General features: G+C 43.9%; 12 protein-coding genes. 6 read left to right on the top strand and 6 right to left on the bottom strand.

From position 1 onward, the window contains the following. Genes FC652_RS15790 through FC652_RS15765 form a run of 6 tightly spaced genes read left to right on the top strand, consistent with a single transcriptional unit; the run spans position 1 to position 5,296 of the window. A complete protein-coding gene (locus FC652_RS15790) occupies positions 1–690 on the top strand; it encodes an acylneuraminate cytidylyltransferase family protein (protein ID WP_176299346.1) in 690 nt (229 codons plus the stop codon). Further along, positions 690–1,463 carry an oxidoreductase gene (locus FC652_RS15785; RefSeq protein WP_176299345.1) on the top strand — a complete coding sequence of 258 codons (774 nt, stop codon included), beginning with the start codon at positions 690–692 and terminating at the stop codon, positions 1,461–1,463. Before FC652_RS15790 ends, FC652_RS15785 begins: the two co-directional genes overlap by 1 nt. A gap of 8 nt (positions 1,464–1,471) precedes the next feature. Continuing rightward, positions 1,472–2,650 carry a glycosyltransferase gene (locus tag FC652_RS15780; protein ID WP_176299344.1) on the top strand — a complete coding sequence of 393 codons (1,179 nt, stop codon included), beginning with the start codon at positions 1,472–1,474 and terminating at the stop codon, positions 2,648–2,650. Beyond that, complete coding sequence (locus FC652_RS15775; RefSeq protein WP_176299343.1) at positions 2,637–3,647, top strand: Gfo/Idh/MocA family oxidoreductase; 1,011 nt, start codon at positions 2,637–2,639, stop codon at positions 3,645–3,647. The genes FC652_RS15780 and FC652_RS15775 overlap by 14 nt, the downstream gene beginning before the upstream one ends. Before the next feature lie 10 nt (positions 3,648–3,657). Further along, on the top strand, positions 3,658–4,596 hold the full coding sequence (locus tag FC652_RS15770) for a Gfo/Idh/MocA family oxidoreductase (RefSeq protein WP_176299342.1): 939 nt from the start codon (positions 3,658–3,660) through the stop codon (positions 4,594–4,596). A gap of 46 nt (positions 4,597–4,642) precedes the next feature. Then, positions 4,643–5,296 (top strand): SGNH/GDSL hydrolase family protein, encoded by a 654-nt coding sequence (locus tag FC652_RS15765; RefSeq protein ID WP_176299341.1) that lies wholly within the window; start codon positions 4,643–4,645, stop codon positions 5,294–5,296. Here the strand turns inward: FC652_RS15765 and FC652_RS15760 are convergent. From FC652_RS15760 to rfaD, 6 genes are read right to left on the bottom strand one after another with little or no spacing between them, the layout of a single operon-like run. Next, positions 5,275–6,267: a glycosyltransferase 52 family protein gene (locus tag FC652_RS15760; RefSeq protein WP_176299340.1), complete on the bottom strand. Its 993-nt coding sequence runs from the start codon at positions 6,265–6,267 to the stop codon at positions 5,275–5,277. The two genes, FC652_RS15765 and FC652_RS15760, sit on opposite strands and share 22 nt — an antisense overlap. Before the next feature lie 3 nt (positions 6,268–6,270). Further along, positions 6,271–7,527 carry a lipid IV(A) 3-deoxy-D-manno-octulosonic acid transferase gene (waaA, locus tag FC652_RS15755; RefSeq protein WP_176299339.1) on the bottom strand — a complete coding sequence of 419 codons (1,257 nt, stop codon included), beginning with the start codon at positions 7,525–7,527 and terminating at the stop codon, positions 6,271–6,273. A gap of 3 nt (positions 7,528–7,530) precedes the next feature. Then, positions 7,531–8,754 (bottom strand): O-antigen ligase family protein, encoded by a 1,224-nt coding sequence (locus tag FC652_RS20845; RefSeq protein WP_176299338.1) that lies wholly within the window; start codon positions 8,752–8,754, stop codon positions 7,531–7,533. After that, positions 8,709–9,734, bottom strand: a complete 1,026-nt coding sequence (waaF, locus tag FC652_RS15745) for a lipopolysaccharide heptosyltransferase II (protein ID WP_176299337.1) — start codon at positions 9,732–9,734, stop codon at positions 8,709–8,711. Before waaF ends, FC652_RS20845 begins: the two co-directional genes overlap by 46 nt. After that, positions 9,731–10,723 carry a lauroyl-Kdo(2)-lipid IV(A) myristoyltransferase gene (lpxM, locus tag FC652_RS15740; protein WP_176299336.1) on the bottom strand — a complete coding sequence of 331 codons (993 nt, stop codon included), beginning with the start codon at positions 10,721–10,723 and terminating at the stop codon, positions 9,731–9,733. The genes waaF and lpxM overlap by 4 nt, the downstream gene beginning before the upstream one ends. Positions 10,724–10,761: 38 nt before the next feature. Further along, positions 10,762–11,709 (bottom strand): ADP-glyceromanno-heptose 6-epimerase, encoded by a 948-nt coding sequence (rfaD, locus tag FC652_RS15735; RefSeq protein ID WP_176299335.1) that lies wholly within the window; start codon positions 11,707–11,709, stop codon positions 10,762–10,764. Between the last annotated feature and the right edge of the window lie 210 nt (positions 11,710–11,919).

Below are 11,919 nucleotides of genomic sequence, written 5' to 3'. Positions count from 1 at the left end.
ATGAAAAACTGTGCTTTTATTTTTGCCCGAGGTGGCTCTAAGGGGCTACCAAGAAAAAACATCAAATTACTAGCGGGCAAACCATTACTGCAGTATTCCATTGATACTGCTTTGGCCACCCCTTCAATTGAGCATGTTTTTGTTTCAACGGATGATGCTGAAATTGCAGATGTCGCGCTTGCATCGGGAGCGATAGTGATTGAGCGTCCTGCGGAGCTCGCCAGTGATACAAGTCCTGAATGGCTGTCTTGGCGTCATGCTATTGAATGGGTACAAGCACACTATGGAGAGTTTGATGGATTTATTAGTTTACCTGCCACCAGTCCGTTGAGAAGTATTGATGATGTGGAAGGTGCTATCAACAAACTCTTCACCACCGAAGCAGATATCTGTATATCAGTGACACCAGCGAGTCGCAGTCCTTTTTTTAATATGGTGAAGCAGACCGATACTGGGATGGTTGAGCTCGTCAATAAGCCACAAGGTGAAGTGGCTCGCCGTCAAGATGCCCCTGCGGTGTTTGATATCACTACGGTTGTGTATGCGACGACGCCTCACTTTGTGCTCAATCACTATGGTATTTTTTCGGGCAAAGTCACCAGCATCGAAGTGCCAAAAGAGCGAGCGGTGGATATTGATGATATTTATGACTTTAAATTAGCCCAAGCAATCCTTGAGGGAAGCAACTAATGGAACAATTGCTCAATAATAAAACTATTCTTGTTGCCGGGGCGGGTGGTCTACTTGGAACACGCTTAGTTCCCGCTTTACTCAAGCAAGGTGCTAAGGTCATTGCAGCGGATATTCATGTAGAAGCGATGCGTGAACGCCTTTCTTCACTTGGCGTTGACTTACAAGATAAGACGCTATGCTGTTGCGAACTCGATGTGACTAAAGAAGAGAGTGTCAAAGCTTTCTTTAGTAAGCAGGCCCAACACATTGATGGCGCGGTCAACTCAACCTATCCTCGTAATAAAACCTACGGTAAGCACTTTTTTGACGTAAGTTTAGACAGTTTTAATGAAAATTTGTCTCTGCATTTGGGTAGTGCTTTTCTTTTCACCCAACAATGTGCAGCTTACTTTAAGTTGCAGCAACAGCCATTTTCGTTGGTGAATATCTCCTCTATTTATGGGGTCGTAGCACCAAAATTCGAGATTTATAACAACACGCCGATGACGATGCCAGTTGAATACGCAGCGATCAAGTCGGCTATTCAACACCTCAACAAATACGTGGTGTCTTACGTGAATGACAGTCGTTTTCGCATCAACTGTGTTAGCCCTGGCGGCATTTTTGACCATCAACCTGAAGCATTTTTGCAAGCCTATAAAGAGAAAACGCATGGCGCTGGCATGTTGGATGTGGAAGAAGTGGTTGGTTCAGTGCTGTTTTTGCTCTCAGAACAATCGCGTTACGTTACCGGACAGAACATTGTTGTTGATGATGGCTTTAGCCTATAAGGACAAACATGAAAATTGCTTTAGTGATGGCGCACAGTCAAGTTCACAATCGTAAAGGTGGCGGGCACGACGTGTTTTTTTCCATGGCAAATCATTTTGGCCAAAAGCATCAGGTTATGGCCATTTATGATGACGCAAGACAAGGTCAGCCTCTCTACAGTTATGATTCGAGTGTTGAGATGGTTAATCTTGCGATACCGCTCCGTTTTTCTGGCTACAAATTGGTCAAAGTACAAAGGGAGCTTATCCGCGCAAGTGAAAAACTTTTAGGTTTCCCTAAAAATTACAATGCGTTGACGAAGAAGCGGCAAGAGCTGGTTGCCGACGCGCTAAAGGATACTCTAAATGCCTTTCAACCCGATATTTGTATTGCGTTTAATATGTCGGATTTGCGATCAATCGCTCTTGCTACCATGCCAACGAGTGCATTTCCAATAATTACCATGTGCCACACCGATACCCATCGAGTGTTTCCTAAGTTAGCTAGCTATGAACGAGATATCGTCAAACATAGTGACGTGTTCCAGGTACTGCTTGATGAGTATAAAGCTCCAGTGAGCAAGTTAACGTCCGTTCCGGTGGTTACCATCGGTAATGTGATTCCTCAGTTGGAGTATTCATCGACCTGTACTGAACCTAAACTGGTTTACATGGCTCGCCTGGAAGAGAACAAACGTCAGCATAAGTTAATTGAAGCGATAGCCAAAGTTCCCAAAGAGGTGCGCAATGGTTGGATACTTCACTTGTTCGGCAATGTTGCCAATGAGGGCTACGTGCAAGGTTTGAAACGCTTAATCGCATCTAAACAATTGACTGAGATGGTTAAAATTGAAGGGGTGACCGAGCAACCTTATGCAGAGCTGCTCAACTCATCGATCTGCTGCTTTCCATCTGCGTTTGAAGGTTTTGGTTTAGCCTTGGGAGAAGCGATGGCCGCGGGACTACCCTGTGTTGCTTTTGACGATTGTTCCGGGCTTAGTCGCCAGATAAAACACGGTCATACTGGTTATCTTGAAAGTAGTGTCGATAGCATGGCAGATACGTTGTCTGAGCTTATGCAAAATAGAGAGCTACGGCTGACAGTTGGTCAGCAAGCCAAAGAGTCCGTCCGACGTTACAGTGCAGAACACATTTGGTCTAAATGGGAAACTTTACTGGAGGAAACCATTCGCCATGAAAAAAAATGAAACGAAAAAAATGAAGAAACTCCTTATTGTCGGTGCAGGGCAACTTGGTAGCCGGCATTTACAAGCGTTGGCTGGATTATCGGGTGACCTCTACCAGATTAACGTTGTCGATCCAGTCGACACCTCACTGAGTATTGCAAAGCAACGTTACCAAGAGGTTAGCTTAGTAACGAGTCCAATCTGTAATTTCGTACACTCACTTGAAGAGCTAGCTGGTGAGCAGTTTGAAGTGGTGGTGGTGGCAACCAATGCTGCGATTCGTTTGCAAGTGGTGAAAGCTTTGCTTCAACAGGTAAGAGTAAAGTTCTTGATTTTAGAGAAAGTGCTCTTCCAGTCTGTTGCACAGCTGGATGAAGCATGTGACTTGTTAGCGGAACATGGCGTAAAAACTTGGGTTAATTGCCCTAGAAGACAATTCGTTGCCTACCAAGAGCTCGCAGAACGTTTTAGGCACGCTCAGTCACTGACACTCAATGTACGAGGTTACAACTGGGGGCTGGGTTGTAATGCGATTCACTTTGTTGATTTATGGCAATATTTTACCAATTTTTCCGATTACTCACTGCATTTTTCTGCTGACTGTCAGATCATTGACAGTAAGCGTTCAGGTTACAAAGAGGTATTAGGCGGTTTGTCAGCGAGCACCCAAGACCAACGACACCATTTATCATTAAGCTGTTTAGCCAGCGAAGATGGCCAAGTGTCGCTAGAGATAGAGGTTATCTGCAATGGAGAGCGTTATCAGCTTTCTGAGAGTGAAGGCGAAGTTCGTCATTTGGATGCACAGGATGGTGTGATTGAATGCACTCCAATGCAAGTTCTCTATCAGAGTCAATTGACGAACGAAGTGGTGCAATCTTTGATGGCAACGGGAGAGTGTCCACTAACGCCATTGTCGATCTCGGCCATGCTGCACAAGCATTTTTTGATGTCAGCTGCGGTAGTATTTGAACCTAAATCCGTACTCGATCCACATCGTTTAGCTCCCATTACCTAAGAGAGATACCATGATTTTAATTGTAGGCGCTGGTGCAATGGCACAAGATTACGCGAAAGTGTTGGTAGCGCAAAAACAGACATTTAATGTTGTTGGACGCAGTGAAGCGTCTGCCGAAAAGTTTAAGTTGGCGACCGGGGTTCAGCCTTTTGTTGGGGGGCTCGAACAATTTTGCCTTACTGAGTCGCTGGACGCATATGAGCATGCGATCGTCACTACTGGAGTAGAGCAGTTGGCGTCGACTACGCGAGCATTGATTGAGCATGGTATTAAGAACATTTTGGTAGAAAAACCAGCGGGTTTGGATGTACAACAAATCGGCACGTTAGCGGATTATGCTCAAACCATGAAGGCTGATGTCTACGTTGCCTACAACCGACGTTTTTATGCATCACTACTTGAAGCGCAGAAAATCATCGCGCAAGATGGCGGTGTAGAAAGCTTCAACTTTGAAGTTACAGAGTGGGGACACGTGATTGAAGGTATTCAAAAGGCCGATGGTGTGAAAGAAAACTGGTTTATGGCGAATACCACTCACGTTACTGATATGGCATTTTTCCTAGGTGGCTTTCCGCGTGAAATTAATTGCTTTGTTAAAGGTGGATCGCATTGGCATAGTCGCTCGTATAACTTTGCTGGTGCTGGGGTTTCAGATAAAGGTGCACTTTTTTCTTACCATGGACACTGGGGCGCACCAGGTCGGTGGAGTGTTGAAGTGCTAACCCGATCCCATCGTCTTATTTTCAGACCGATGGAAAAATTACAGATCCAAAAACTGGGCAGTGTGGCAGTTGAGTTTGTTGAGTTGGATGATAGTTTGGATACGCAATTCAAGCCGGGCTTATATAAACAGGTGGAAGCTTTCCTCTTTGGACATCGTGAGTCCCTATGCCATTTAGCTCAGCATAAAATAAATGCCAATATCTATGCTCGTATCGCAGGGTATTAACGGATGAAAAAAGAGCAAGTCACTTGACTTGCTCGATGAGTTCGCTATGAAAAGAATATGTATTTTAGCTGATTCTCTCGCAGCTCCGAGGGAAGACGATATTTCAGATGCCGCTCGTTGGCCGCAGGTGTTATTTAGCCGAATTGAACCGGTGGAATATATTAATCGCGTAAAAGGTGCATCAACGACAAAAAAAGTGAAAAAACTGGTGGGTGTTGAAGCCGATATTTTTATCATTCAGCTGGGCATAGTAGATTGTGCTCCTAGATTATTTACTCGTTTTGAAAGTAAACAATTGGCGAGATTACCACAGTCGTGGCGAGAAAAAATCATCAAGTGGGCCAAAGAGAATCGTCAATCTAGTGCTGAGCGTGCTTATGTGAAACCAAAGAGGTTTGAGAAAAATTTAAATAAAATCTTGCAGATAGTAAATGGAAGCTCTGTTATTTTTATTAAGATAATCAACCCTGGTCAGGCAATGTTGAAGAGTAATCCGAGTATTCAGTCGCAGATTGATCTCTATAATAGTGTTATAGAAAAAATGGTATCCATAAGCAATAATGTGTTCATTGTGACTATTCCAGATGAATCGATAGAAGATATCACTTTAGACGATGGTTATCACTTGAATGAGCAAGGACACCAAGTCGTTGCCAACTTGGTTGTCAATCAAGTGAATCAAATATTGCTTTCACGATAATTTTTAAAGTAACCGTTTAGGAAAGATCGCACTCTGGCATCTCTATCATTATTTCCTTTGAGTTCGCCACCAATCACTTGAATCGGCAAATCTTGATAAATGAGTGACACAGTATAAAGGGCATTTGATGTTACTCCAGTAATACCAGATAGCCGCTGCCCTGACAGTGCAATTTCTAACTCAATCGGTGAAGAAGGCTGGTGATAAGTTAAATTGTTTATCTCTAGCACCTTGCTCTTCACAGTCTCTGACTCGGTCCGATGTGGGAAATACACGATGCCTCTGTGCTCGCTCTCTGCAATTCTAGAAAGCTCTTCAATGTAAGTGTCAATTGAGATACCTCGTTTTTCCCCCACGCACGCTTGACCTATCAAACCTACTGGTGCAGATTCATGATAAACATTTTTAGTATGGATGAGTTTTTTTAGCCCATCTAAATTATTTTTTCGAAATGCAACTTTATTTTCATTAAACTCAAAAATGGAAAAAAGTTCCAATTTGTCATTTCGAGTTTGATGTTGTGGCGGTTTTAACCCCTGTAGGCGAATCAAAGCATCCTGAATAATTCGTTTTCTGGTGTAGGCCTTATTGGGTAAGATAAAATCATCGTATTCTAACAAGGTTGATGTACCATCATCGATGTATATGTAGTGTTCAGCGTTCAAGTTGGCAAGAAATAGATTGCTTCTCCAGCCATAGTACTCACTAAAAACAAAATTTTTGACCGATTTATTACCGAGTAAACGTTTGACTTTTTTTATTGCTGAGGGGACGTGAAATGTTCTATTGGAGCGGGGGATGCGAATGATATGCTGCCACACATCCTCCTCGAAGAGCCTCTTCATTTGTCTAATGCCAGTTTCAGACTCTTGCTCAACGTAGATCAGTATATTTTCTTCCAAATGATAAGTTAATCGTGCTTCATTGGCACATATATATTGAAATGGTGAGGTAATTAGAAAAACGTTCATAGATTAATCCGTAATGATTTGAAGTGTAGCATTCAATGAGCCCTGATTTCGGAGCACAACGGCAATCGCCGAGTCTGCGATGGTTTTCCGCATAATCTGACTTGAGAGTAATCTCGTTACGTTCTGAGCTATATCAGTATGTTCACTAATGATGATGCCATTGGCTTGCTGTAACTCCATGGTGATTTCTTTAAAGTTAAAGAAACTTGGGCCGGTAATGACTGGTATGCCCAACGCTGCAGGTTCTAACACATTATGCCCGCCGACTTTGTCTCCAACCAAGCTTCCGCCCATAAAACAGACATCCGCGGCACCAAGTAACACCAACATCTCACCCATGGTGTCACCGAGATAAACTTGGGCGGAGTCGACAAACGTGTTTGTTTGTGTACGTCTTTCTGTTTCAAAGCCTTGCGTTTGGCATAATTCGAAGACTGAATCAAAACGCTCAGGGTGGCGGGGGACCAATATCAAGAGTGCATTTGGATGTGTTTCTAGTACTTGTTTATGGGCATCTAGTACCTGTTCATCCTCACCTTTGTGGGTGCTCGCGGCTATCCATACAGGCCTGCTTTGGCCAAGCTGAGCGCGTAGTTCAGAACCTTGGCGTTTTATCTCATCGGAGATAGAGATATCAAATTTGATTGAACCCGTCACAACGAGCTTATCTGATGAAACACCAAGTTTGGCAAAACGATCTGCATCTACCTGCGATTGACACAACACTTTACTAAAACAAGGGTGAATTCGGTTAAACAACGGCTGAACTTTTGCGTAGTTTCGCTGAGATTTTTCTGATAAACGAGCATTCACCACGATTATCGGGATATTGGCTTCCCGCACGGTAGTGAGTGTGTTTGGCCACAGCTCTGTTTCAATAATCAACATCTTGGCTGGATTTATTGTTCGGATAAAACTGCGAACCGCAAAAGAGAAATCGATAGGCATGTAACGATGTTCGACTAACTCGCCCAATTTTTCGATTTGCTCAGCGCCAGTACTGGTGGTGGTGGTGACGACAATCAGCTGTTCTGGCGTTTGCGCTTTAATAGCTTTAATCAAAGGTATAGCGGCAAGACTTTCCCCGACCGATACGGCGTGAATCCACAATGGGCGAGTATTCGGGGTTGTTTTGGGGGTGATGCCAAAGTACTCTCCGAAGCGATACATTCTGCGCTGATTTTTTAAGGCTTCTCGCAGATAAATCACTATTATTGCCGGGAGCAATAGTGCCAGTAGTAATCTATAAATAATAATCATGCTCTAACCAATATGACTTTGCTTATTTTCTGATGGCTGATACCAAATGGCGACAATAAACATAAACAAGAAAAATGCCAAAGTAGGCTTGTGTGATAAAGGAACATCAGTTAATGAATTTATTGCATATACTAGAGATGCTATAGCTAAAATGTAAGTGTTGTCAGTTCTATGTTTAAGAGCGAAGTAAAACGGGAAACTAAATAATAAAATGACAAAGATGATACCCAAAAAGCCATATCGAACAGAGTAGTCTATGTATTGATTGTGAAAGTGCTGAAAGTTAACACCATTAAAATAGCTGATTCCTTTTTCATCTAGCATGTTGTTCATCAAGGAAGTCGTCTCATTCCCATATCCGTTTGGGAACTGTTCCTGTAATAGCAAGACTCCCTGTTTCCACATGTCGAATCGGGCTTGAACGTTTTTTTCTGCTCCTGAAGTAGATGATGCCAAACTTGACGTTTGCAACATTTCAGATTTATAAAAAACCCTTTGTAACAATTGCGAGTTTGCTGTACTAAAAATTAGAAAAGTAACAAACACGATGATTGCTTGTTTGTGTTTACAGCGTTTGGAAAAGCAGAGGAATATCACGATGCAAAGGCCGGTTATTAGCATGCTGAGCAATGGGCCTCGGGACTCTGAGAGGTTTAGACTGAACGCAAATAAAGTTCCTGCGCCAAAATAAAGCCACTGTTCCTTTTTTTTTGAGGCGGTTAAACAGAAGAACAAACATAGGCAAACCATAGTAGATGTGAATGTGCCATGTAGAATTGGGTTAATATCCCAATAGCGACCTTTGTCTAATATAAAATACTGAAAAAGACTATAGGAAACTGTGCTAATTGAAGCAATGACAATAATAGTCGACAAAGCGTGTTTAGAAATTGTTGCTTTAGGTAAAAATAGGCTCAAAAGAAAAAATAGAGCAATAATTCTCAAAGAGCTCGAACTATAACCATAAAAGTGCTTAATGGCTATCGCGGTTAGCAAAGAAAAACCAAACACTAAGGTGGTTTCATTTATATCTATTTTTGCGCTCTTTTTTTGTATGATGTTAGCCAAGATACAGCCAACAATCAGCAAAGTGATATGGTTATAGGAGTCCACGGCAAGAAATAAACCAGTGAAACAAAATAGCACCAACAGTAGGTGTGCATTTTTTAAGTTTAATCGCTCTAGCACTTGCGAATGACCTCGATACTCTTTAACTCTTTTAGGCACTTCAAGTGTCCTCTTGGACACTCACGCTTAAAACATGGACGACACTCAATATCGGTGTGTACGATTTCGACTTTTTCCGCCAGTGGTGGGGTATATTTGGGTGAGGTTGAGCCATACACAGCCACAACGTTACAGCCCACGGCCGCCGCGACATGCATCAAGCCAGAATCATTACTAACAACAGTATGGCAAGCGCCAAGCAGGTCTACTGCTTCAATTAAGCTGGTTTGGCCCGCGAGAACATGGATTTGAGAATGGAACTCGTGGGGAACACCGTGCTTGATGTTGTTGCAGGTATCGAGATCTTTCTGTGAACCAAATAGCCAGACTTGGTGGCCTTGTTGGCACATCGCATGCGCGACCTCTGCGTAGTGGCTTTCTGGCCATTTTTTCGCAGGGCCAAATTCCGCGCCTGGGCAGAGTCCGATCACTTTTGATGCGGTTGATAGCTCAAACTTGTTCAGTGTTTGTCGCTGAGCGGCGGTATCAATCGTGAGTTTTGGCCGAGGCAAGGTTTCCAAGCCACCCAAAGAAGAGGAATCTGTCATCTGCTCGCGAGGGTGCGCTAATGCAACATAACGTTCCACCATATACTGAAAGGCCTTTTTGTTGGGGCGCAAATCATTAAGCAGCCCATAGCGCATTTCGCCTCGCCACCCTGTGCGTTTTGGAATATTAGCAAACCAAGGGATTAGGGCTGATTTGGCAGAATTCGGTAAAACGTAAGCGTGGTCATAACCAAACTCTCTGAGGGATTTGCCAATTTCTCGGCGACCTAATAGATTGAACTCGCCATGTCCAAGAGGCATTTCAATCGCTCGGTTAACTTCCGGCATACGTTCTAAGATAGGCTTACACCAACCTGGGGCAATCACATCGATGAGTGCATCTGGGTGTTGCTGTTTTAGCGTGGTGTAGAGCGATTGCGACATCACCATATCGCCAACCCATGAAGGGCCAATGATTAGAATCTTTTTCATGATTTTGCCGTTGGTTTTTTTAGCTGTTCATCGTAGTAGGGGCTTTGTTCTTCAGGATCGGGCCGAGTGCGCAGTAGTTGGAAAGTCCACATGTATTGTGCTGGGTATTGTGCGATCTGTTGTTCAATAAAAGCGTTCATTTGTCTTGCATCGGAGTGTTCATTCTCTGATGGGAAGTTTTCCCAAGCGGGAAAAATGCGTACTTCGTAGCGTCCAGTCTCTGTGTTGAAGCGAGTAAAACTTGACAGTACTTTCGCCTTGCTCACTTTGGCCAGTTTACCCAAGCCCGGCAGGGTTGCTTTTTGGGTTGCGAAAAAATCGACAAACAGACTCTGTTCACGACCATGATCTTGATCGGGCAGATAGTAGCCAATGTACCCTTCACGAATCGATTTCATATAGGGTTTGATGCCCGCGCTGCGCTCGTAAATGCGGCCGCCAAACTGAATGCGTTGCCTGTGCATCAACCAGTCACCGACCGGATTTTTTTGCTGTTTGACCATCGCCACGACGGGGCTGCCTTTCGCGGCAAGTAATATGGGAAGGACATCAATGGCCCAAGTATGTGGCGTGAGCAAAATGACGTTATCGCCTTGTTGTCTCACCGCTTCAAGATGCTCTAAGCCTTCAATATCGCAACGTCTTTCAAGGTAGCGTTGACCAAATAGGGTGATAAGCGGGAAGTTGAACAGGAAAACGCCTGCGGTGGTCAAACAATCGCGTAAAATCGCTTCTTTTTCTGCGTCATTTTTTTCGGGGAAACATAACGTCAGATTGGTCCAGATATTATGCACAGTGCGTGGTGGTTTGTTGGCTAGCCAGTTGATGATTTTGCTGACCATCCATCGTTGCAATCGTATTGGCAGTAAAGCGAGTGGAATGCCGATCAGTAAACCTAACCAAGTTCCCCAATGCTTAGGAGCAAGAAAACCCCACTGAAAGGTGGGGTTGTACGCTTTGGGATCGAAATCGTTACGTTCAGTTTTCATACTAATTTTTTAGAGCAGATCCTAGGGAAGAGCAGGTCCTAGATCCTAGGATCTAAAACCGACAGATACTCTGCCACGCCTTCAGCGACAGTCTTAAACTCAACATCACACCCAGCGGCGCGCAGTTTTGTGAGATCGGCCTGAGTAAACTCTTGATACGCGCCTTTCAAATGTTCAGGGAATGGGATGGTTTCAATCTGCCCTTTACCATGATGTTTGATTACGGCATTGGCCACTTCTTCAAAAGATTCCGCGTTGCCTGTACCACAGTTGAATATGCCTGACACGCCGTGTTGCATAAACCACAAGTTGACTTTACACACATCACCCACGTAGATGAAATCGCGCTTAAAATGCTCGCTACCGGCAAACAGCTTTGGATTTTCACCCGCAAGGATTTGGTTGTTAAGGTGGAAAGCAACTGATGCCATGCTGCCTTTGTGCTGTTCACGAGGGCCATAAACGTTGAAGTAACGGAAGCCTGTGATTTGTGATAGCGTCTCACCATGTTCTTCCGCATCTTTCCACAAACGGCGGACATAGTTGTCAAACTGTTGCTTTGAATAACCGTAAACATTCAACGCACCTTCGTATTCACGCTCTTCTTTAAATACCGCGGTTTCACCGTAAGTGGCGGCAGATGAAGCGTAAAGGAATGGGATGTCGCGATCCAAGCAGTAATGTAACAGCTCTTTTGAATACTCGTAGTTGTTGAGCATCATGTACTTGCCATCCCACTCTGTGGTAGCAGAGCAAGCACCTTCGTGGAAGACCGCTTCGATTGGGCCAAAGTTATCTCCAGCCATAATCTGAGTGAGAAAATCATCGCGATCCATGTAGTCTGTGATGTCGAGATCGACCAAGTTCTTGAACTTTTTACCGTTCTTTAGGTTGTCCACCACCAGAATGTCATTGATACCAATCTCGTTTAGGGCTTTAACAATGTTGCTGCCAATCATGCCAGCACCGCCAGTGACGATGATCATAAATCTTCCACCTAAGGTTAAAAATGCTGGCAAATTTTATCAGGAAAATGGGGGGGGCGCTAGAACTAGGTCTTAACCTGGGTCCTTGGTGTGAGGCCAACTGAACTCCCAATCAGATGAGAATTCAGTTGCCTAGAGGGAAGAAATATGAAAACTAGACCCTAGACCCTAGACCCTAGACCCTAGACCCTAGACCCTAGACCCTAGACC

Source organism: Vibrio sp. 05-20-BW147, assembly GCF_013369385.1.
In the GTDB taxonomy this organism is placed as follows: Bacteria; Pseudomonadota; Gammaproteobacteria; order Enterobacterales; family Vibrionaceae; genus Vibrio; species Vibrio floridensis.
Note: the sequence above shows the minus strand (reverse complement) of the source record. Positions and strands in the feature narration are given on the sequence as shown.

Bases quoted from the DNA above. Each gene is read 5' to 3' on its own strand.
- lpxM (WP_176299336.1), bottom strand. From the start codon at position 10,723: ATGAAAACTGAACGTAACGATTTCGATCCCAAAGCGTACAACCCCACC.
- rfaD (WP_176299335.1), bottom strand. From the start codon at position 11,709: ATGATCATCGTCACTGGCGGTGCTGGCATGATTGGCAGCAACATTGTT.
- FC652_RS15780 (WP_176299344.1), top strand. From the start codon at position 1,472: ATGAAAATTGCTTTAGTGATGGCGCACAGTCAAGTTCACAATCGTAAA.
- FC652_RS15760 (WP_176299340.1), bottom strand. From the start codon at position 6,267: ATGAACGTTTTTCTAATTACCTCACCATTTCAATATATATGTGCCAAT.
- FC652_RS15775 (WP_176299343.1), top strand. From the start codon at position 2,637: ATGAAAAAAAATGAAACGAAAAAAATGAAGAAACTCCTTATTGTCGGT.
- FC652_RS15790 (WP_176299346.1), top strand. From the start codon at position 1: ATGAAAAACTGTGCTTTTATTTTTGCCCGAGGTGGCTCTAAGGGGCTA.
- waaF (WP_176299337.1), bottom strand. From the start codon at position 9,734: ATGAAAAAGATTCTAATCATTGGCCCTTCATGGGTTGGCGATATGGTG.
- FC652_RS15785 (WP_176299345.1), top strand. From the start codon at position 690: ATGGAACAATTGCTCAATAATAAAACTATTCTTGTTGCCGGGGCGGGT.
- FC652_RS15765 (WP_176299341.1), top strand. From the start codon at position 4,643: ATGAAAAGAATATGTATTTTAGCTGATTCTCTCGCAGCTCCGAGGGAA.
- FC652_RS15770 (WP_176299342.1), top strand. From the start codon at position 3,658: ATGATTTTAATTGTAGGCGCTGGTGCAATGGCACAAGATTACGCGAAA.
- waaA (WP_176299339.1), bottom strand. From the start codon at position 7,527: ATGATTATTATTTATAGATTACTACTGGCACTATTGCTCCCGGCAATA.